Origin of the sequence: Orrella sp. JC864, from assembly GCF_037026685.1 — a bacterium.
In the GTDB taxonomy this organism is placed as follows: Bacteria; Pseudomonadota; Gammaproteobacteria; order Burkholderiales; family Burkholderiaceae_B; genus Orrella.
Genome location: NZ_JBANET010000021.1, coordinates 21,687 through 39,697, shown reverse-complemented (window position 1 = coordinate 39,697; position 18,011 = coordinate 21,687). Strand labels below are relative to the sequence as shown.

Here is an 18,011-nt window from a genome sequence, read left to right as displayed (position 1 = left end):
ACTGCAATGACGCCCTTCAAGCAATCGCTTGCGGGGGCCACTATGCGGATGGACCGGCTCATTGCCGGTTTTTCCGCATTCGTGGTCCTCTCCACCACGCTGGTTCTGCTGGCCTGCCTGTCCGTCAACGTCTTCGTACGCTATTTCAACCAAGCGGGCGGGCTGTCCTGGGTTGGCGAGCTGTCTGCCTTCCTATTTCCCTGGATGATCGCGGCGGGCATCGTCCTGGGCGTGCAGCGCGGCGCCCATATCGCCGTGGACGTGCTGACCGCCGTGCTGTCCGAGCGCCTGCGCACGGCCTGGGCGGTTTGCATCAACCTGCTTGTCGTGGCGACTTACCTGTGGCTGTTCGGCGCGGTGATGAACATGATGGAGGTCGTATCCATCGAGACCAGCCCCATGCTCAAGCTGTCCGCCGCCTGGGCCTACGGCGCGCTCGCCTATGCGGCCCTGGGCACGGCTGCGTGCAGCCTGTTCATCGCGGTGCGGGTGCTCTTGCAGGGTTCGACGGCATTGCCCCAGCCCGACCGCGAGGAGTCCGGCTCATGATGCCCATGCTGATCATCACCTTCCTGGCCTTGCTATTGCTGGCCGTGCCCGTAGGACACGTGCTGGTCATCGCCTCGGGCGCGGCCATCAGCACCAGCGAGTTCCTTCCATACAACCTCATCATCCAGCAGCTGTTCGGGCCTTCGCAGTCGTTCCCGATGCTGGCGCTGCCCTTTTTCATCCTGGCCGGTTCCCTGATGATGAGCGGCACCCTCGGACGGCACCTGGTGGATTTCGCCACCGTCCTGGTGCAACGCTACCGCGGGGGGCTGGCCTCGGTTTCGGTGCTGGGCTCGGCCACCATGGGCGGCGTTTCAGGCTCTGCCGTGGCCGACGCCACGTCCCTGGGCGCGGTCCTGATTCCCTGGCAAAAGCGAGAAGGCTATCCGGCTGGTTTCGTCGCGGCCAACAACGCCGCGACATCGATGATCGCCGTGCTGATTCCCCCCTCGATCCCGATGATCCTGTATTCCCTGGTCTCGGGCGTATCGATCGGCGGGCTGTTTCTGGCGGGCGTGCTGCCCGGCCTGATGATCACCGCGGTGTTCATCCTGGTGTGCAACCTCTCTGCGCGGTTCCGCCACTTTCCCTATCACCGGGCGCCTTTCGACTGGCAGCGATTCTGGCCGCTGCTGGCCAAGGCGTCGCCAGCCCTGCTGCTGCCCGTACTGATTCTGGTGCTGCTGCGCTTTGGCTTTGCCACGCCCACCGAAGTCTCGGTGCTGGCAACGCTGTATGCCCTGGCCATGGGGTGGCTGGTCTACCGGGACCTGACGCTGGCGGCCCTGGTCAAGGCCGTGGTGGCGGCAGGCGTGTCCACCGGCGTGGTCATGCTGGTCATCATGGGCTCGACCGTGGTGGCCTGGCTGGTGACCTTCGCGCAGGTGCCGCAGGCCTTCGCGGCATGGTGCCTGGAAACGTTGCGCGAACCTTGGGCCATCATCCTGGTGCTGAACCTCATCATGCTCGTGGTGGGCATGTTCATCGACCTGCCAGCCGCCATCTTGCTGCTGGGCCCCATCTTCGTGCCGCTGGCCAAGCAGATCGGCCTGGATCCCATGCAACTGGGGATCATGATGGTGCTTAACCTGAGCATCGGCCTGTTCACGCCGCCGGTAGGCACCACGCTGTTCATCTCCAGCGCCATCGCCAAGGTGCCGGTGCTCAAGGTAATGAAGGAACTCTGGCCGTACTACCTGGGTGCTTTGACGGTGCTAGCGCTGTTCAGCTACGTGCCCGCATTGACGCTGCGGTTCTAGCAAAGCCGCAACCCGGACGGCAACGGGCCGGGCGCCTTGCGGCTACTGCCCCATCGCCTTCAGCATATTGTCCGAAATCGCTTCCAGGTTCGCCAGCCCGGTCCCCACCACGTACCAGGGATTGGGCTCGGCATAGTAGACGCGCCCTTCGCGAAAGGCGCGGGTCCGGGACAGATCCGGATGGGCCGCCAGCGTCTTGGCGGCGGTCTTTTCGGCGCCGTTGATGGCGCCGCGGTCCAGCACGATGAGCCAGTCGGGCTCGGCCTGGGCGATGGCGGCGATTTCCGCGGCGCGCCTGGCCGCCAGGGCCTTGGCTTGCGGCGAATCGGGGGCGGGGCGCTCGGCCGTCGCGGCGGCCGGATCGCGCGCCGGCAGCACCGGCTTCAGGCCGGCCAGCTCATAGGCGTAGCCGAAGCGGTCGCCCGGCGCGTGCGCCATGACGTTGCCCTTGACCACGAACAGGAACGCGCCGGTCTTGCCCTGGTTGGCCTGGTGCAAGGCGTCGAGATTCTCCTGGATGCGAGCCAGCGCCGCCTCGGCCTGCGCCTGCTTGCCGAAGGCCCGGGCCAAAGCCAGGTTGTCCGCCTTGAACGTGGCCACGAAATCGTTGGTATCGGCGCCCAGCGTTACCGTGGGCGCGATGGCCGACAGCGCCGGGATCGCCGGGCGCGAACGGCTGCCGGCAACGATCAGGTCGGGCTTGATCTGCTTGAGCGTGTCGAAATCCGGCTCGAACAGCGTGCCCACGACGGGCGCGCTGTTGAACCGCTCCAGCGGACCTTCGTAGCTGGACTTGGGCACGCCCGCCACCGGAATATCCAGCGCGTTCAGGGAGTCCAGCACCCCCAGGTCGAAGCTGACGATGGTTTCGGGCACGGCCGGCAGCTTCAAGGTGCCCTCGTCGTGCACGAGTTCGAACGCGTTGGCAACGGTGCCCGCGAGAAGAGAAACGCCAAGAGCCAGGGCGCGAAGGCGGGTGCGCATCATGTTTCTTCCAGGATAGGGATAATGAGAACCACTAACCTATCATGCTCGGGGACGGGCTTGTTCGCATCCCTGCCCTGGCGGATCACGCAGATACTGCAATGTGTTACGCAAGGCCCGGGCCGCCGTGGGCATCGCCGGAATCATCGGGCGCGGCGGCCCTGCTGCCCGCTCCGGAAGCAGGACCGCCGCATGATAGAGTTATGGCCGCTGGCCCTGCCTGGCGGCCAGCAGGAGGCCACGACCTCCCCCCTTTGCGGGAAGCATGTCCGGGACGGCCCGGCTCTTTTTGATCAAAGGAGAGCCGACATGGCTTGGATATGGCTGGTCTTTGCGGGCGTGCTGGAAATCGTGTGGGCGTTCTTCATGAAGCAATCGCATGGCTTCACAAGGCTGGTTCCCTCGATCGTCACCATTGCCACGATGGTGGCCAGCTTTGCACTGCTGTCCGTGTCCATGCGGTCGCTGCCGCTGGGCACGGCCTACACCATCTGGACGGGCATCGGGGCGGTGGGCGCCTTCCTGGTGGGCGTGTTCGTGCTGGGTGAGCCCGCCAATCCCATGCGCATCGTCGCGGCCGTAACGATCGTCTCCGGCCTGGTGATGATGAAGCTCTCTTCCTGACCCGAGCGCCGAGCAAAGACCATGTCCTCCGAGATCAACCTGACCCTCATCCTGGCCGCCGCCTTGCTTGCCGCCGGCAGCCCCGGTCCGGCCACGCTGGGCATCGCGGGCACGTCCATGGCGCATGGCCGGCGGGCCGGGCTGGCGATGGCCGCGGGCGTGACCACCGGTTCGCTGTGCTGGTCGGCGCTGGCCGCCTTCGGGCTGAGCGCGGTCATGCTGGCCCATGCCTGGCTGTTCGAGCTGGCGCGCTACCTGGGCGCCGGCTACCTGATCTTCCTGGCCTGGAAGTCGGCACGGCGGGCCATGACGCGCGGCGAACAGGCGGTGCCGGCGCCGCCCTCGGGCCGGCGCGCCTTCCGGCGGGGGCTGGCCCTGCACTTGACCAATCCCAAGGCCGTCCTGTTCTTCGGGTCGCTGTATTCGCTGGGCGTGCCGGCCGACGCGCCGGCCAGCGACCTGCTTTGGGTGATCGCGGCCATCGCCCTGCAGAACACCCTGCTCTTTCACGGCTATGCGCTGCTGTTCTCCAGCGGCCGCATGATCCGCTGCTACCTGCGCCTGCGGCGCGGCTTCGAGGCCGCCTTCGCGGCGGCCTTCGCCGCGGCGGGCATCAAGATCCTGACCTCGCGCGGGCCTTAGGCCATGCGTTTGTGCGTCTTGAGCGGCCGCGGCAAGGAACGCCTTTCGCCTACCCGCCCGCCTGCGCCGCCACCTGCCGCAGCGATTGCTCGAACACCTCTATCGGCTGGCCGCCGGTCACCAGGTACTCGCCGTTGATGATGATGGACGGGACCGAAGAGATGCCCTGCTCCAGCCACCTGGCCTGCTCGGCGCGCACTTGTTCGGCATGGCGCCCGCTTTGCAGCACCTCGCGGGCCTGCTCCACGTCCAGCCCGGCGTCCGAGACGGCCTGCAGCAGCACCTGGGCATCGGCGGTGTCCTGGTTGTCATGGTGATAGGTGCGCAGCAGGCGCTTTTTAAGCGCCAGCTGCTGCGCCGGCCCCTGCAGCCCGGCCCAATGCAGCAGCCGGTGCGCATCGAAGGTGTTGTACGAACGGTCGTCCTCGCTCATGCGCATGGGCATGCCGACTTCGGCGGCGCGCTGGGCGATGCGCTGGCGGTTGGCGTTGACCTGCTCGCGCTCGTAGCCGTATTTCTGCATCAGGCGCTCGACGGTGTTCTGGCCGCCGGCAGGCATGTCGGGATCGAGCTCGAAGGGCTGCATGCGCAGCTCGACCTCGGCCACGTCCTTGACCCGCTCCATGGCGGCCAGCAGGCCGCCCAGGCCTACCGCGCACCACGGGCAGGCCACGTCGGAGACAAAGTCGATCTTGATTCTTGCTGTCATGGCGCCACCTCCGGCACGGGAACAAGCCTCCATCATCGCCGATAAAGGCAGCAAGACCCAAACCGGACCACGGACAAGGAAGGCCATGACGCGCTTTCAGGGCGCGCAGCATCACCTCGCCCGCCATTGGCCGGCCAAAGCGCGCAGCTCGGCCGGCGGCAGGAAGAAATCACGATTGCCGGCCAGGCGCTGGACCATGAATTCGATGAATGCCCGGGCGCGCAACGGCTGCTCGGTACGGCGGCGGTAGTAGACGTAGAAGGCGTCGTGCTCGGCCACGTGGCGCGTCAGCAAGGGCACCAGGCGGCCGGCGCGCAGGTGCGGCGCGGCCGAGAAGCTGGCCAGCTGGCCGATACCCAGGCCCGCCAGCACGGCCTCGGTTTCGGCTTGCAGGTCGTTGGCGCACAAGACGGCCGGCACCTCGCGGTACACCGTCTCCTGCCCGACGCGAAACTCCCAGGGTGCAAGCTTGCCGGTATTGGCCCGGCGGTAGCCGGTGCAGCGGTGCTGCATCAGTTCGTCCAGCGTGCGGGGCGCGCCATGGCGCTGCAGATAGGCCGGGGCCGCGCACACGATCAGCTGGATGGGCATCAGGCGCCGGGCGATCGCGCCGGGCGCCGGCGCCGCACCTCCGCGCAGGCCCACGTCGAACTGCCCGGCCACCAGATCGGAAAACTGGTCGTCGAAGCGCACGTCCAGGGTCACCTCGGGATGCTGCCGGGCGAAGGCCAGGATGCAGGGCCAGAACACCGCGCGCCCGGCCGAAGCCGGCGCGCTGATGCGCAGCGGGCCGCTTAGCGCATGGCTGGCTTGGCGGGCGTCATCCAGCGCCGATGCGAGCATGGCCAGCGCGGGGGTGGCGCCTTCGAGCAGGCGCCGCCCTTCCTCGGTCAAGGAAAGCCTGCGGGTCGTGCGGTGCAGCAGGCGCACGCCCAGCTGTTTTTCCAGCTGCATGACGGCATGGCTGGCGGCCTGCGGGGTGACGCCCTGGTCGACGGCGGCCTTGCGCAGGCTGCCCAGCGTCGCCGCGCGCACGAACAGCGTGATCGCCCGCACCTCGTTCATGGCAGGCCTCCTATTGGCAAATTTTTCTTGATTATCAGTCTAGCCAAAGACAGCTAGTTCTTGCCAGTCGGCAAGCCTAAGCTTTATCCGCCATCCCACTATTTCGAACAGGAGCAAGACATGGCTGACACACAGATCCAAGACAGGAACTTCAAGCGCGTGTGGTTCATTACCGGGGCATCGCGCGGACTGGGAGCATTGATGGCGCGCGCCGCGCTGCAGGACGGCAACGCGGTGGTGGCCACCGGACGCGACGCGGCGGCGGTAGCCGCCCGGCTGGGGCCGGCGCCCGGGCTGCTGCCGCTGGCCCTGGACGTGACCGACGCCCGGCAGGCCGAGCAGGCGGCCCGGCAGGCGCTGCAGGCGTTCGGACGCATCGACGTGCTGGTCAACAACGCCGGATTCGGCCTGCTGGGCGCGGTGGAGGAATCGGAGGAGGAAGCGGTGCGCCGGGTGTTCGAAACCAATGTATTCGGCGTGCTGAACGTGCTGCGGGCCGTCTTGCCGGCCATGCGCGCGCAAGGCGCGGGCCACGTCATCAATCTCTCATCGATCGGCGGCTGGCGAGCGGCGGCGGGCTTCGGGGTCTATTGCGCCACCAAATTCGCCATCGAGGGCATTACCGAGGCCTTGCACCAGGAGCTGGCGCCGCTGGGCATCCATGCCACCGTGGTGGAGCCGGGCTATTTCCGCACCGACTTCCTGGATGGCGCCTCGCTGGCGGTGGCGTCGCGCATCATCGAGGACTATGCCGCCACGGCCGGCGCCGTGCGGGCAGCCGCCGGCGCCCTTAACCACCGGCAGCCCGGCGATCCGGAAAAGCTGGCCCTGGCGATGCTGCAGCTTGCCGATGCGCCGCGCCCGCCGCTGCGCCTGCCGCTGGGTTCGGATACCTTGCAGGCGATAGCCGAGAAGCAGGCTCACGTCGCCTGGGAAACCGAGGCCTGGCAGGACCTGGCGCGCAGCACCGACTTTGCTCGCTAGGCAGCCGCCGCGCAAAGGCGGCCGCCCCGCATCCTAGTCGCGCCAGCCGCGCCGGCCGTGGTGATGGTGGCCCTTGCCCTTGCCGGGGTGGCCCCAATGGCCGCGGTGCTTGTGATGATGCGGCTTGCCGTAGTGGACCTTGGGGTAGTACACGACGGGGGGCGGATGCACCACGCGCGGGCGCGGCGCCACGTAGACGGGCGCCGGCTGGTACACCACAGCGGGTGGATAGTAGACCGGGGCGCCCAGCACGACGCCGGGGATGCCGATGGAAATCCCCACGTCCACGCGGGCGGCGGCCGGTCCGGCGGCCAGGCATCCCAGGATGCCTGCGGCGATGAGCCAACGTTTCATGATCACACCTCTTGCGGTTGCACGTTCGAGGCTATTAAACGCGATGGATTCAGGGTTGTGTCAGGCCTGAAGCGCAGCGAAACATTCGACCCGCGACAAAACGCTACAGCCCCCAGGGCGCCGTAACATCTGCTTGCCTGTCAGACCGCCCGGCCCCGCCTAGGCCTGCTGCGCGGTCTCGGCGCCCTGCATCGCCGCCAGCCGCGCCACCGCCAGGCGGCGCACCAGCCACACAGCCCGCTCGAACAAGGAAGTGGCCGCCAGCAAGGGCTGCACCTGGGCGGCCGGCACCGGCAAGGGCGCGGCTTGCGCCACGGCAGGCGTAAGCCGCCGGCGCAGCCGGTCCAGCAGGTCGCCGCGGTCTTCGGTCAAGGCCACCAGGGTCTGCACGTCGAGCAGGTCGGCCGCAGGCCGGCCCGGCTGCGGGGCCGTGTCCGCCAGCAGCCCCACCAGCGTGCGCAGCGACTCGGAAAGGTTGAACAGCAGCGGCGGCATGGGCTGCAGCTCGTCCACCAGGCCGCTGAACTCGTACAGCGTGTCCTGCAGCTTGTCCAGGTATTCGAGCTGCAGCTGCTCGTTGAGCACGGTCACCAGTTCCTTGCCCAGTTCGCCGGTGCCGATCAGCGCCACCAGGAACTGGCTGGTCTGGTTCAGCACGCTTTGATGACCCGCCCACAGGTGCCGGCGGGCGGCCGGGTCGTCGGCCTGGCGATGATCCAGGTCGGGCACCAGCCCGGGCAGGGCCGCCACCAGGCGCTCGCGCTCGAGCACGGCCAGGCTGACGGCGTTGAGCGGATCCTCAATGGCCCGGTCGTACAGGTAATGCGGCTGGCTGGCCTGCTCGACCGGATCGACCGCGGTCAGGCGCGCCGTCAGCGCCAGCACCTGGTCGCGCCAGCCCACCACGGCCAGCGCCCCGGCGGCCTGCTGCGCCAGGAACAGCAGGGCCAGCACCCGTGCGGCCGAATCCAGCGCGAAGGCCGGCTGGCCGGCGGGCGTACCCCAGCGCAGATAGGCCAGCCAGCCCACGGCCACAAGCAGCGTGCCTACCAGCTTGACGGCGATATAGGCCTGGCACAGGCGCTTGCCGCTGCCCTTGAGCCCGCTGCCCGAGACCAGCAGCGCCAGCCCGCTGCCCAGATTGGCGCCGGTCATGATCCAGAAGGTGGCGCCCAGGTCGAGCAAGCCGCTGTGCACCGCCGTGACCGCCAGGATCACGATGGACAGCGCCGATTGCGTCACCATGGCGAATGCCAGGCCCAGCAGCACCCCCAGCGCCGGCGAAAGCCCCGTGAACAGGGCATCCCAGTCGGACGCATCCAGGCCCGTGGGCGCGTGCTTGATATAGCCCAGCCCAAGGAACAGCAGCGCCAGGCCCAGGCCCGCCCAGATCCAGTCGCGCCAGGCCACGCGCTGGTCCAGCTTGAACAGCAGCGCGAAGCCGCCCAGGGCCAGCATGTAGAACACCACCAGCCTGATGTCGATAGTGGCGATCAGCACGATCAGGGCCGAGCCCACGGTAGCCCCGGCCGCCACGGGCACGGCCTGGCCGATGGACAGGGCGCGGCTGGCCATGAGATTGGCCAGGATCAGCGTGACCGCGTTGCTCGATTGCGTCACGGCCCCGGCCGCCATGCCCGACAGCAGGCCGCTCCAGCGCGAGACCGTGGCGCGCACCAGCGCCGCGCGCACCCGCCGGCCCGCGGCCACGCGCAGATGCTGGCCGATCAGCCGCATGCCGATGAACAACAGGCCCAGCCCGGCCAGCAGCTGCGCGAGCAGGATCATGGAAGGCACCGGGTGGACGGAGCAACGGACGCGGGCATCTAGGCAGGCCGGGCAGGAAGAAATCGCGGGAATATAGGCAAGTTTTGCTACGTTTTCGAGACAAGGCGCCTGCCCTTCAGTTCAGGCCCAGCCTGAGGCTTGCTGAGGCGATTCCCGCTTTGCAGCCCTGGCGGCGCGGGCCGGCTGCCCCAGCACGTGCCGCACCAGCAGCTGCACGTGCTGGGGCAGTTCCTGCAGGCTGCGCATGCACAGCACCAGGTTGCGCGTCGCCCAGGGATCGGACAGGGGCACGCGCTTGATCCGGGCAGTCCTGCCGTAGCGCACCGCCGCCGCTTGGGGCACGATGCCCACGCCGATGCCGTGGCCGACCACGCGGCACAGCGATTCGAGCCCGCGCAAACGGATCCGGTAGCTCAGCCGCTTGCCCAGCCTGCGGGCATGCTGGGCCAGGTGCTCGTGCAAGGCGCTGCCCTCGGCCAGGCCGACGAACTGCTCGTCGGCGATCTCGGCCAGGCTCAGCGCCCGGCGCCCGGCCAGCCGATGGCCCTGCGGCACCACCAGGCACAAGGGATCGGCGCGAAACAGATAATGCGCCAGGCCGTGCAGCGCCACCGAATCGGAAACGATGCCCAGATCGCACACGTCATTGCGCAGCGCATCGACGATCTCGTCGCTGGAACGCTCCTGCAGGTCGATGGAAATGCCGGCATGCGCGGCCAGGAATCCGCAAAGCACCTTGGGCAGGTGCTCGCTGATGGCCGAGGTATTGCACAGCATGCGCACATGGCCGCGAAAGCCGCTGCCGAAGTCGCCCAGCTCGCCCTGCATGCGCTCGACCTGGCGCAGCACCTGCCGGGCATGGTGCAGCAGCGTGCGGCCGGCAGGCGTGACCGTGACCCCGCGCCGCTCGCGCAGCAGCAAGGGCGTGCCCAGATCCTGCTCCATGCCGCGGATGCGCTCGCTGGCCGAGGCCAGCGTCATGTGCGTGGCCTGCGCGCCGCCGGTGATGGTGCCGGCCTCGGCAACGTTCAGGAACAGCCTCAGGTCGGTCAGGTCGACGTGCATGATGGCTGCAACACTAGCACAGACTTCCTATGGCTGCACCTGAGGCAATGTCAGGCATTTCCCGCTCGCGGCGGCGCGCGTGGTCCGCGCAGAATCGGGCTATCGTCTTGCCGGATGCCGTCCATGTTCGAACAAACCGCTGCCCTGCCCTGGCTGCTGCCCCTGGCCGCCGCCGCCGTCTTCGTGCTGGCCGGGCTGGTCAAGGGCGTGGTGGGGCTGGGCCTGCCCACCATCGCCATGGGACTGCTGGCCCTGATGATGACGCCGGCGCATGCCGCGGCGCTGCTGATCATACCGTCGCTGGTCACCAACGTCTGGCAGGTCCGGCCATGGCGCGCCGCCTTGCCGCTGCTGCGCCGGCTCGCCCCCATGCAAGGCGGGGTCTTCGCCGGCACGCTGGCCGGCGCCTGGCTGTGGGGAGCGCCCGCCGGAGCCTGGGCCATGGTGTCGCTGGGCGCGGCCCTGATCGCCTATGCGCTGTGGGGCCTGAGCGGCATGCAGGTCTCGGTGCCGGCCGGCAGGCAGGGTTGGATGGGCCCGCTGGTGGGCGCGGCCACCGGCATGGTCACCGCCGCCACGGGCGTGTTCGTGATCCCTGCTGTGCCTTACCTGCAGGCCCTGAACCTGGGGCGCGACGGCCTCATCCAGGCCATGGGCACCTCGTTCACCGTCTCGACCATCGCGCTGGCCGCGGGCCTTTACATGAATGCGCGCTACGACGCCGCGGCCCTGGGCCTGTCGATGCTGATGCTGCTGCCTGCGCTGGCCGGCATGCAGCTGGGCCAGGCGCTGCGCCAGCGGCTCTCGCCGGCGGTATTTCGCAAGTGCTTTCTTGCCAGCCTGGCGCTGCTGGGCCTGCACATGATCGTGTACGAAGGACTTGTCAAGGCGGGATGATGTCGTCCCGCTGGCCGCTCAGCTCAGCACCATCAGGCCACCCGGCAGGCTGCGGGCCGACAGCGCGAAAGTGTGCTGCAGCTGCTGCAGCGCGGCATCGAGCGAGGCCACCCGGAAGCGTCCGCTGACGGCCTGGTTGCGCACGGCCTCGTTCATCAGCACCACGCGGCCCTGGCGGTAGCGGTTGATCTCGGCGATGACCTCGGCCAGCCGGGTACGCTCGAACACCAGTTCGCCGTGGCGCCAGGCCGAAACCCTGGTCGGCTCGATGGCGGCCACGGCACTGACGTGCCGGGCGTCGTACAACAGCTGCTGGCGCGGCAGCAGCCGGCCGCCGCCGGCCGGATGCTCGACCTGGACCTGGCCGTCGATACAGCTCACGCACACGATGCCGTCCAGATAGCGCACCTCGAAACTGCCGGCGCCCGAGAGGCTGCGCCCCGCGCCCGCCGCCACGGCAAAAAGCGCGCTGCCTTCAGGCAGGTCGATGGCCGCCTCGCCGGCCAGCAGGTCGATGCCGGCCGCCCCATCGGGCGCGCCCGCCTGCTGGCGGATGCTGGTCTGGGTATTGAGCATGACGTTGACCCGCCCGGCCAGCTGCAGGGACCGCTGCTCGCCCGTGCCGGTGCGATAGTCGGCGCCCCACTGCGCGGGCGAGAGCAGCAGCCGGCCCGCCGGCGTGAAAGCCGTCACGCCCGCCACGGCCGCGGCGCCGGCGGCCGCCCCCAGGAAGGCGCGGCGCCCCGCCCGGGCGGGCCGGCGCGCCATGGCCTGCTCGTGCCGGGCCGCCTCCAGCGGATGGCGATAGAGGTATTCGCCCGCGGCAGGCTTGAGCAGGTCCCAGCGCCGCTTGACCTGCGCAAACGCTTGGCGGTGCGCCACGCTGGTATCGAGCCAGCGCTTGAACGCCTCGGCATCCCATTGCCTGACCTGCCCGGACGCGAGCAGGCGCAGCCAGGCCCTGGCTTCTTGTTCGAGCTGGCTGCTGCCCAGGCCCGAGTCTTCGACGGAAGTCTTCATGATGTCATGTCACGCAGGCAAGGTGGCTTGCGTCGCAATCCCCGCACCGGCCCGCGTCGTGATAGGCAAGACGCCATCCATTGGCGCTCTCTTTGCTAAGACGAACCGGCAGGCGCAAATCCCCCAACTAATTTCTGGCATGCCGCATCTGCTCGTCCAGATAGGTATGGGCCCGCTTGAGTTCGTGCTCCACGGTCCGCACCGTCACCCCCAGACGGCGGGCCACCTCTTTTTGCGGCAGGCCTTCCCAGCGCACCATCAGCAGGATCTCGCGCCGGCGTGCGGGCATGCGCTCCATGACGCGCATGGCCGCCTGCAGCTCCGAGCGGGTCTCGGCCGAACGGGCCGGCCCCGGCACCGGGTCGGCCATTTCCATCAGCGCATTGACCTCGTCCAGCGGCAGGGACTTGCCCTGGCGGCGCTGGATGTCCACGGCGATGTTGACCGCGATCCGCACCAGGTAGGCAGTGGGGCTCTTGATCAGCCCGGCTTCTTCGCGGGCGTGCAGGCGCAGCCAGGTGTCCTGCAGCGCATCGCCAGCCAGCTCGTCGCTGCCCAGCAGGCGCGTCAGGCGCAGCTTGATGTCTTCATAACGCTTGGCCAGGAAATCCAGCAGGTCCGGGCGCGCCGGCTCGCTGGCGCGCTGGCCCTCGGCCGGGCGCCCGGCAGCCGGCGCCGCCTCGGGCGCACGGACCTCGCGCGTGGGCCCGCCTTCGCCTTGCGGGGCGCCGGCGGGCACGCCTTCGGTCGGGCGGACGGCGCTCATGCCAGCCTCGCCGGGCCGCCCCAAGGGGCCGGCGCGCGCCCTGGGGAGGCAGCAAACGTACCGGGCATAGGGGTCATTTCACCCCAGCCCCGGTATCGCAATCGGGCGCATCGCCCTGGCCGCGCGGCAGCACGATAAGGGTCAAGGGCTGCTCCAGGCCCGGCGGAGGAGAACGCTCGATACGCACGTCATTCAGTACTCCTAGCAGCGCCGCATCCCTGTCGGCGGCGCCCGTCGAGGTCAGCAGCCGCGCCCTGGCGACGCGGCCGGAATCATCCACCCAGAAACGAAACAAAGAACGGTAGGCGCCCGGCGCCGTGCGGGCATCGGCGCACAAGGCCGCCCATACCCGCGCCTGCACCAGGGCGCCGTACTGCTGCGTCCCGTGCGCCGGCGAGGGGCCCCGGGCCTGCGCCTGGGCCAGCACGAAGACCCCGGCGGCCATGCCCGGCGCCGCATGCGCCGTCAGGCCCGTGCCTTCGAGCAAGGCCCGCAGGGCCTGCCTGCGCGTATAACGCCCTCGTACCGCGGCCGAATGCCGGCCCTCGACCAGTTCGCTGCGAAACAGCGCCGGCCTGCCGGAGATTTCCGCGTAGCGATGCAAGGCCGCCGCCAAGGGTTGCGCGGGAATGTCGAAGGTAAGTAAACCGCCTGGCTCTTGCGGCCGGGCCGAGGTGCCCACCAACCCAGGCGCGCCGGACTGTATGCCCTGGGCCCATGCCGTGGCCGCAAGCCCGCAGAACCAGCACAAGGCCATGCCCCGGCGAATCAAGGAAGTCGATCGGCTCGGCAAAATTCTGGCACCGTTGGGAAGGGTGCCATCGTCGCAGTCCCCCGTGACCACTTCATGACAAGATGAAGGCGGAAGCGCAACGGGAGCTAAGGTTGTCTTAGTGCTGCCAAAAAGAAAGCAAGCTTCTGATATATATGGAAAATATCGACGCTGGGCTGGATGATCGAGGCAACTCTCGATGCATGGCCCGGCTATTCATCTTTAGATAGACCAAACATTCCTGAATGCATTGATCAACGCGATCATGCCAGCGTATGGGTCGATGCCCGCCCTCAAGCCCCTGACGCCCCTATAAGCCGGCAGCCGCCCGTGGGCCGCTGCCGGCTTTGCCGAAAGTACGCTCAAACCGTCCGGCCCGGCTCCATGTGCAGGAACAGCTCCGTCCCGCCTTGTTCCAGGAATGGCGCCATCCAGGTGCTCAGCAAGCCATAATCCGGGTGCAGCCTGCCCAGCGCCTGCCCGGCCTCGCGCGGCAGCACGCCGACCATCAGGCGCTGCAGCAGCCGCACGACCAGCAGCTGCCCCAAGGCGGCTTGCAGGCTGCTCTTTAGCGCTTGCGGCTGGGGCACCGGCTGCTCCAGTTCCATCCCGACGAACCAGCGGAACGTCAAGTCGTAGCCGATCCGCTCGGCCAGCTCCTGCTCGTCGCGCACGGCATACAGCAACTGCAGCAGCAAGGCGCGGACAACGAATTCCAGCGGCAAGGCCAGGTCCATCACCTGGGCCAGGCGATACAGTTCGGTGATGGATTCGGACAGCGCGGCATCGGTAGGCAAACGCACCTCGCGCAGCGGATGGCGCTCGGGCACCAGGTCGGCCACCTGCGAGGGCCGGTCCCACAATGCATGGCCCACCAGCCAGACCCACGGGCGGCCGTAGCGCAGCACCTGCACGGGTTCGTTGCGCGCGTGATCGACGATCTTGGCCAGGGATTTATCCAGGTCCTGCATGCCTACTTTCATCATTGTCGTACTGCTCCTGCTCAGCTTTGTTTTCGGCACCGCGCCTCTTGTGAAAGCGCGATGCTGTCTCGTGACACTGCCACTGAAAAAAGCCGCTAAGGCCGGCGCACGATGCCGTCCTGATCGGCATCGGCGCCGCGCGGCGCCGGCACGCGATAACGCACCAGCTGCCCGTCTCGGCGCACCAGCACCGCATCGCCTTCGATCGCCGCGACCGTGGCCGACTGCGCCACCTCGTCGCCCACCCGATAGGTGCGCGGCGGCTGTCCGTTGACCGCCATGACGGCCACGGCCTGGCCGGCCGAGCGCAGCAGGCCGCTGACCTCGACGTCCATCCGGACTTCGCCCGGGCCGAACCATTGCGCCAGCGCCTGGGCGGCCGGATCGGCCGCCGCCGGGCCGCTGGCCGCCTGCGGCGCGGCGGGCAGCGGCTGGCGCAGCGCCATCGCCCAATACAGCAAGGCGGCAAGAAGCAGCCCCAGCCCCAGCAGGGCGGCGGCGAAAGAAGCAGAGACCCGCAAGCCTAGGCGCATGCGCCCCCCCGCAACCGGCAAGGCGGCTTATCAAACCCAGGTGTAGGTTTCATTGCAGCATCACATTGAAGGGCTAGGATGCGCGGGGTGCCCCGCTCCTGAGCCTTTACCCGCCCGCCGCCATGCCCGCCCCGTTCGCGCCTTCCCTTGCCGTTTGCAGCCAGCGCGGCTTCACCCTGATAGAGATCATGGTGGTGCTGGTCATCATCGGCATCACGGCCGGCGCGGTAGGCCTGAGCATCAGCCCTTCGCCCGAGCGCATCCTGCGCCAGGATGCGCGGCAGCTGGCGCAGCAGTTCGAAGCCGCGCACCAGGCGGTGCGCACCGACGGCAGGCTGGTCGCCTGGCGCGCCGACGGCCAAGGCTACCGCTTTACGCGCGGCAACTGGCGCTTGCCGCCAGGCGGCGTGGTCCCGGAAGTCATGACCGACGGAGCGCTGGACGACTTTTCCGGCAACGATGCCCTGCGCCCGCGCAGCTGGCGCCTGACACCCACCGACGCGTCGCCGGCCGGGCCGGTCGTGCTCGGCAGCGAATGGATCGGCCAGCCCTGGCAGCTGGTGCTGCGCCATGGCCAGGCCAGCGTCACGATCGAACGCGCCGCCGACGGCGGCTATGTCGTCAGGTAATCCAAATATGAAAAGATCTGCAGATTCAGTTATGAAATCTCGACTCGATCCACATGCGGATAGACCGGCCGTTGCCGATCTGAATAATCCTATTCTGGATAGGCCGGCCCATCTCATTTCGCATAATCCTGTCGATGCCGATTCGCATACAGAAACCGACCCTTTTCTGAATAGGCATCGTGTCTCCGCGCGGCGCAAACTGGCTGGCTCCAGTTCGCATGATTTTTTCGTTTCCAATCTGCGGTATTGGACGATTGATCCTGAATTGCATAAGCCTAACGCCCCTAACTTGCATGAGTTTGACGATCCCGGCTCGCCAGCAGAAGTTGATTCTTTTTTGAATAGACTCGGCAACGCTGATTGGCAGGAGCCGGGCATGGTTTCACGAGATGGAACAAACCGGTCCGGTCGAGATGACAAAATCCATTCGTCTACGCATAGTCGGATCCATCCCCAAAGGCTTGCTCCATGAACCGCGCGGCCAGGCATCCTTGCCCGCCGCATTTCGGCCGGCAGCGCGCCACGGCGGCTCTTGATGCGGGCACGCCGGCGCAGGCCGGGTTCACGCTGCTGGAAGTGCTGGTTGCGCTGGCCATCATCGGCGTGGCGCTGGCCGCCGCGGTGCGGGCCGTAGGTACCGCCACGACGGCCAGCGGCATCCTGCAGACCCGGGCCTTGGCCTTGCTTGCCGCCGATACCCATATGGGCGAACTGATGGTGGCGGGGGCGGCGGCCGGCGGACCGGCCCGCCCTTGCGCCCAGCAGGGGCGGCCGTTCCTGTGCGTGACGCGCATCGAACCGGCCGAGGCGGGCATGAACGCGGTCATCGTGGAGGTCTACCTGCAGGACCAGCCGGACCGCGCCCTGGCCACGCTGGCCACCTTGCAAAAGCGCTGACCCCATGACCATGCCGCGCCGACAACAAGGCTTTACCCTGATCGAGATAATGATCGCCATACTTATCATGGCGGTCATCAGCGTCATCGCATGGCGCGGGCTGGAAAGCGTCGAGCGCTCGGACGCCAGCCTGACCGAGCATGCGCGCCGGGACAGTCTATGGATGCGCGTGCTGCAGCAGCTGGAGCAGGACGTGGCGCAGCGCGCCACGGTGGAACTGCCGGGCTTTGCGCCGGCCGAGATCGCGCGGGTGGAAGCGGAAACCGCCACGGGCCCATCGCAAAACGAAACAGCGTCACAATCGCAAAACGAATCGTCACGCGTGAAACGGGACGCCTCGGGGCGCGTCGTGGCCGACTTGACGGAGCCCTTGCTGCCCGCCTCGCTGCACGTGGCGCGCACGCCGCAGCGGCCCTTCCTGCTGGAGATCATCCGCGCCGCAGCGGCCCAGCCGGGCCACTGGCAGCGCGTGCAGTGGTGGATCAGCGACGGCACGCTGTACCGGGCCGCCGGCCCCGCCTCGGCGGTGTTCCCGCTGGCCGAACCCGGCCGCGCCGACGCGGTGGCCCTGCTGGGCCCGCTGCGCGGCTTCGAGGTCAGGGCCTGGCGCGACGGCCAGGGCTGGCTGAGGCTGCCGCACGCCGGGCTGGGCCTATATGCCGCGTCGGGGCTGGAGATCGTGCTGGAGCCGCCGCCGGGCAGCGGCGCCGGGCCGCTGCGCCGGGCCATCCCGCTGCAATGAAGCGGCGCATCCGGCCGGCGCGCCGGGGGCCGGATGCGCCTGGCCGGCACGCGGGCTCGCCTGGATAAGGCCGGGTTCAACATGGCCGCCGGCGCGCTACTGCAGGCACAGCCACTTGCTGGGGTCTGCCAGCGCCGACTCGACCGCCGGCAGGTATTTGGAATAGGGATACGCCCCCCGGTCGAACACACGGCACTGGCCCAGCCCGGGATGCCGAAGGTTGAGCAGATATTGATGCGAGCCGCTGACCGAGGGCACCCGCAGCACCAGGGAGGACTCGTGCGCCAGCCATTCGTCGACGCAGGCGCGCACCTCGGGACGGTTGAGGAACCAGCGGCGCGACAGGCGGGCATCCTGGACCGAATCGCCGGGCACCTGCAGTTCGAAGATGTGATCGACCAGCGGCAAGGCGCGGGGATTGGGTTGCATGCACGCCACCAGGCGGGCGTACATGGCCGCCACGGCCGAGCCCTCGCAGGTGGCGATGGGACCGGAAACCTGGAACCAGCGCGCCTGCTTGATGTCTTGCGCCAAAGGAACACCAAAATGACATACCCGCCATAACGAGATCATGGTCATGCTCCCAAATCGCAACGGATGCCCATCCGGAAAGGGGGTAGTGCCGAATGCCTGTCCGTGCCGATGAATCCCCACACGCTGCTAAGACGATTGGCAAGCGGCAAAACCCCCGCATTTTTTATTCAATCCATGCTTCCATGTAATTTCCGTCTATTCATATAGGCTTGGCG

The 18,011-nt window shown here is 68.2% G+C and carries 22 protein-coding genes; 10 read left to right on the top strand and 12 right to left on the bottom strand.

The window, feature by feature from the left end; genetic code table 11:
• The first annotated feature begins 6 nt into the window (after positions 1–6).
• Both V8Z80_RS17050 and V8Z80_RS17045 read left to right on the top strand, forming a co-directional pair.
• The gene (locus V8Z80_RS17050) at positions 7–549 is read left to right on the top strand and encodes a TRAP transporter small permease (protein ID WP_336062865.1); all 543 of its coding nucleotides are present in this window, start codon (positions 7–9) and stop codon (positions 547–549) included.
• On the top strand, positions 546–1,808 hold the full coding sequence (locus V8Z80_RS17045; RefSeq protein ID WP_336062863.1) for a TRAP transporter large permease: 1,263 nt from the start codon (positions 546–548) through the stop codon (positions 1,806–1,808). The genes V8Z80_RS17050 and V8Z80_RS17045 overlap by 4 nt, the downstream gene beginning before the upstream one ends.
• 42 nt (positions 1,809–1,850) lie before the next feature.
• On the opposite strand, the gene V8Z80_RS17040 is transcribed toward V8Z80_RS17045, so the two are convergent.
• Positions 1,851–2,795, bottom strand: a complete 945-nt coding sequence (locus V8Z80_RS17040) for an ABC transporter substrate-binding protein (protein WP_336062862.1) — start codon at positions 2,793–2,795, stop codon at positions 1,851–1,853.
• A gap of 306 nt (positions 2,796–3,101) precedes the next feature.
• On the opposite strand from V8Z80_RS17040, the gene V8Z80_RS17035 reads away from it, so the two are divergent.
• The gene (locus V8Z80_RS17035) at positions 3,102–3,416 is read left to right on the top strand and encodes a DMT family transporter (RefSeq protein WP_155197058.1); all 315 of its coding nucleotides are present in this window, start codon (positions 3,102–3,104) and stop codon (positions 3,414–3,416) included.
• 21 nt (positions 3,417–3,437) lie between these two features.
• On the top strand, positions 3,438–4,058 hold the full coding sequence (locus V8Z80_RS17030) for a LysE family translocator (RefSeq protein WP_155197057.1): 621 nt from the start codon (positions 3,438–3,440) through the stop codon (positions 4,056–4,058).
• A 49-nt stretch (positions 4,059–4,107) separates the two neighbouring features.
• Here V8Z80_RS17030 and V8Z80_RS17025 read toward each other — a convergent pair whose 3' ends face one another.
• Both V8Z80_RS17025 and V8Z80_RS17020 read right to left on the bottom strand, forming a co-directional pair.
• The gene (locus tag V8Z80_RS17025; protein ID WP_336062861.1) at positions 4,108–4,767 is read right to left on the bottom strand and encodes a DsbA family oxidoreductase; all 660 of its coding nucleotides are present in this window, start codon (positions 4,765–4,767) and stop codon (positions 4,108–4,110) included.
• Between the two features lie 111 nt (positions 4,768–4,878).
• Positions 4,879–5,832, bottom strand: coding sequence for a LysR family transcriptional regulator (locus V8Z80_RS17020; RefSeq protein ID WP_155197055.1), 954 nt, complete (start codon positions 5,830–5,832; stop codon positions 4,879–4,881).
• 120 nt (positions 5,833–5,952) lie between these two features.
• On the opposite strand from V8Z80_RS17020, the gene V8Z80_RS17015 reads away from it, so the two are divergent.
• Positions 5,953–6,816 (top strand): oxidoreductase, encoded by an 864-nt coding sequence (locus V8Z80_RS17015; RefSeq protein ID WP_336062860.1) that lies wholly within the window; start codon positions 5,953–5,955, stop codon positions 6,814–6,816.
• A 33-nt stretch (positions 6,817–6,849) separates the two neighbouring features.
• Here V8Z80_RS17015 and V8Z80_RS17010 read toward each other — a convergent pair whose 3' ends face one another.
• The 3 genes from V8Z80_RS17010 to V8Z80_RS17000 all read right to left on the bottom strand — a co-directional run bounded on the left by V8Z80_RS17010 (position 6,850) and on the right by V8Z80_RS17000 (position 10,023).
• Positions 6,850–7,170 carry a virulence factor gene (locus V8Z80_RS17010; RefSeq protein ID WP_336062859.1) on the bottom strand — a complete coding sequence of 107 codons (321 nt, stop codon included), beginning with the start codon at positions 7,168–7,170 and terminating at the stop codon, positions 6,850–6,852.
• 159 nt (positions 7,171–7,329) lie between these two features.
• Positions 7,330–8,958 (bottom strand): Na/Pi symporter, encoded by a 1,629-nt coding sequence (locus V8Z80_RS17005; protein WP_336062858.1) that lies wholly within the window; start codon positions 8,956–8,958, stop codon positions 7,330–7,332.
• A 120-nt stretch (positions 8,959–9,078) separates the two neighbouring features.
• Positions 9,079–10,023 (bottom strand): LysR substrate-binding domain-containing protein, encoded by a 945-nt coding sequence (locus V8Z80_RS17000; RefSeq protein ID WP_336062856.1) that lies wholly within the window; start codon positions 10,021–10,023, stop codon positions 9,079–9,081.
• 123 nt (positions 10,024–10,146) lie between these two features.
• Between V8Z80_RS17000 and V8Z80_RS16995 the strand changes: the two genes are divergently transcribed.
• On the top strand, positions 10,147–10,920 hold the full coding sequence (locus tag V8Z80_RS16995) for a sulfite exporter TauE/SafE family protein (RefSeq protein WP_336062855.1): 774 nt from the start codon (positions 10,147–10,149) through the stop codon (positions 10,918–10,920).
• 18 nt (positions 10,921–10,938) lie between these two features.
• Here the strand turns inward: V8Z80_RS16995 and V8Z80_RS16990 are convergent, their stop codons facing one another.
• From V8Z80_RS16990 to V8Z80_RS16970, 5 genes are all read right to left on the bottom strand, one after another.
• Positions 10,939–11,940, bottom strand: a complete 1,002-nt coding sequence (locus V8Z80_RS16990; protein WP_336062853.1) for a FecR family protein — start codon at positions 11,938–11,940, stop codon at positions 10,939–10,941.
• A gap of 127 nt (positions 11,941–12,067) precedes the next feature.
• Entirely contained in the window at positions 12,068–12,706 is a 639-nt protein-coding gene (locus V8Z80_RS16985) for an RNA polymerase sigma factor (RefSeq protein WP_336062852.1), read from the bottom strand.
• A 73-nt stretch (positions 12,707–12,779) separates the two neighbouring features.
• Entirely contained in the window at positions 12,780–13,463 is a 684-nt protein-coding gene (locus tag V8Z80_RS16980; RefSeq protein ID WP_336062851.1) for a secretin and TonB N-terminal domain-containing protein, read from the bottom strand.
• Positions 13,464–13,840: 377 nt separating this feature from the next.
• Positions 13,841–14,464 carry a transposase gene (locus V8Z80_RS16975; RefSeq protein ID WP_336062850.1) on the bottom strand — a complete coding sequence of 208 codons (624 nt, stop codon included), beginning with the start codon at positions 14,462–14,464 and terminating at the stop codon, positions 13,841–13,843.
• Between the two features lie 92 nt (positions 14,465–14,556).
• Complete coding sequence (locus tag V8Z80_RS16970; protein WP_336062849.1) at positions 14,557–14,994, bottom strand: type II secretion system protein N; 438 nt, start codon at positions 14,992–14,994, stop codon at positions 14,557–14,559.
• A 122-nt stretch (positions 14,995–15,116) separates the two neighbouring features.
• Between V8Z80_RS16970 and gspH the strand changes: the two genes are divergently transcribed.
• Genes gspH through V8Z80_RS16950 form a run of 4 tightly spaced genes read left to right on the top strand, consistent with a single transcriptional unit; the run spans position 15,117 to position 17,262 of the window.
• A complete protein-coding gene (gspH, locus tag V8Z80_RS16965; protein WP_336062848.1) occupies positions 15,117–15,623 on the top strand; it encodes a type II secretion system minor pseudopilin GspH in 507 nt (168 codons plus the stop codon).
• Between the two features lie 31 nt (positions 15,624–15,654).
• Positions 15,655–16,095 carry a hypothetical protein gene (locus tag V8Z80_RS16960; protein ID WP_336062847.1) on the top strand — a complete coding sequence of 147 codons (441 nt, stop codon included), beginning with the start codon at positions 15,655–15,657 and terminating at the stop codon, positions 16,093–16,095.
• Positions 16,092–16,520 carry a type II secretion system minor pseudopilin GspI gene (gene gspI / locus V8Z80_RS16955; RefSeq protein WP_336062846.1) on the top strand — a complete coding sequence of 143 codons (429 nt, stop codon included), beginning with the start codon at positions 16,092–16,094 and terminating at the stop codon, positions 16,518–16,520. Before V8Z80_RS16960 ends, gspI begins: the two co-directional genes overlap by 4 nt.
• 4 nt (positions 16,521–16,524) lie before the next feature.
• A complete protein-coding gene (locus V8Z80_RS16950) occupies positions 16,525–17,262 on the top strand; it encodes a prepilin-type N-terminal cleavage/methylation domain-containing protein (protein WP_336062845.1) in 738 nt (245 codons plus the stop codon).
• A 96-nt stretch (positions 17,263–17,358) separates the two neighbouring features.
• Here the strand turns inward: V8Z80_RS16950 and V8Z80_RS16945 are convergent, their stop codons facing one another.
• Positions 17,359–17,796, bottom strand: a complete 438-nt coding sequence (locus tag V8Z80_RS16945; protein ID WP_336062844.1) for a hypothetical protein — start codon at positions 17,794–17,796, stop codon at positions 17,359–17,361.
• Positions 17,797–18,011 lie beyond the last annotated feature (215 nt).

Coding starts and splice junctions, on each gene's coding strand:
- V8Z80_RS17050 (WP_336062865.1), top strand. CDS start 7: ATGACGCCCTTCAAGCAATCGCTTGCGGGGGCCACTATGCGGATGGAC.
- V8Z80_RS17045 (WP_336062863.1), top strand. CDS start 546: ATGATGCCCATGCTGATCATCACCTTCCTGGCCTTGCTATTGCTGGCC.
- V8Z80_RS17040 (WP_336062862.1), bottom strand. CDS start 2,795: ATGATGCGCACCCGCCTTCGCGCCCTGGCTCTTGGCGTTTCTCTTCTC.
- V8Z80_RS17035 (WP_155197058.1), top strand. CDS start 3,102: ATGGCTTGGATATGGCTGGTCTTTGCGGGCGTGCTGGAAATCGTGTGG.
- V8Z80_RS17030 (WP_155197057.1), top strand. CDS start 3,438: ATGTCCTCCGAGATCAACCTGACCCTCATCCTGGCCGCCGCCTTGCTT.
- V8Z80_RS17025 (WP_336062861.1), bottom strand. CDS start 4,767: ATGACAGCAAGAATCAAGATCGACTTTGTCTCCGACGTGGCCTGCCCG.
- V8Z80_RS17020 (WP_155197055.1), bottom strand. CDS start 5,832: ATGAACGAGGTGCGGGCGATCACGCTGTTCGTGCGCGCGGCGACGCTG.
- V8Z80_RS17015 (WP_336062860.1), top strand. CDS start 5,953: ATGGCTGACACACAGATCCAAGACAGGAACTTCAAGCGCGTGTGGTTC.
- V8Z80_RS17010 (WP_336062859.1), bottom strand. CDS start 7,170: ATGAAACGTTGGCTCATCGCCGCAGGCATCCTGGGATGCCTGGCCGCC.
- V8Z80_RS17005 (WP_336062858.1), bottom strand. CDS start 8,958: ATGATCCTGCTCGCGCAGCTGCTGGCCGGGCTGGGCCTGTTGTTCATC.
- V8Z80_RS17000 (WP_336062856.1), bottom strand. CDS start 10,023: ATGCACGTCGACCTGACCGACCTGAGGCTGTTCCTGAACGTTGCCGAG.
- V8Z80_RS16995 (WP_336062855.1), top strand. CDS start 10,147: ATGTTCGAACAAACCGCTGCCCTGCCCTGGCTGCTGCCCCTGGCCGCC.
- V8Z80_RS16990 (WP_336062853.1), bottom strand. CDS start 11,940: ATGAAGACTTCCGTCGAAGACTCGGGCCTGGGCAGCAGCCAGCTCGAA.
- V8Z80_RS16985 (WP_336062852.1), bottom strand. CDS start 12,706: ATGAGCGCCGTCCGCCCGACCGAAGGCGTGCCCGCCGGCGCCCCGCAA.
- V8Z80_RS16980 (WP_336062851.1), bottom strand. CDS start 13,463: ATGGCCTTGTGCTGGTTCTGCGGGCTTGCGGCCACGGCATGGGCCCAG.
- V8Z80_RS16975 (WP_336062850.1), bottom strand. CDS start 14,464: ATGATGAAAGTAGGCATGCAGGACCTGGATAAATCCCTGGCCAAGATC.
- V8Z80_RS16970 (WP_336062849.1), bottom strand. CDS start 14,994: ATGCGCCTAGGCTTGCGGGTCTCTGCTTCTTTCGCCGCCGCCCTGCTG.
- gspH (WP_336062848.1), top strand. CDS start 15,117: ATGCCCGCCCCGTTCGCGCCTTCCCTTGCCGTTTGCAGCCAGCGCGGC.
- V8Z80_RS16960 (WP_336062847.1), top strand. CDS start 15,655: ATGAAATCTCGACTCGATCCACATGCGGATAGACCGGCCGTTGCCGAT.
- gspI (WP_336062846.1), top strand. CDS start 16,092: ATGAACCGCGCGGCCAGGCATCCTTGCCCGCCGCATTTCGGCCGGCAG.
- V8Z80_RS16950 (WP_336062845.1), top strand. CDS start 16,525: ATGACCATGCCGCGCCGACAACAAGGCTTTACCCTGATCGAGATAATG.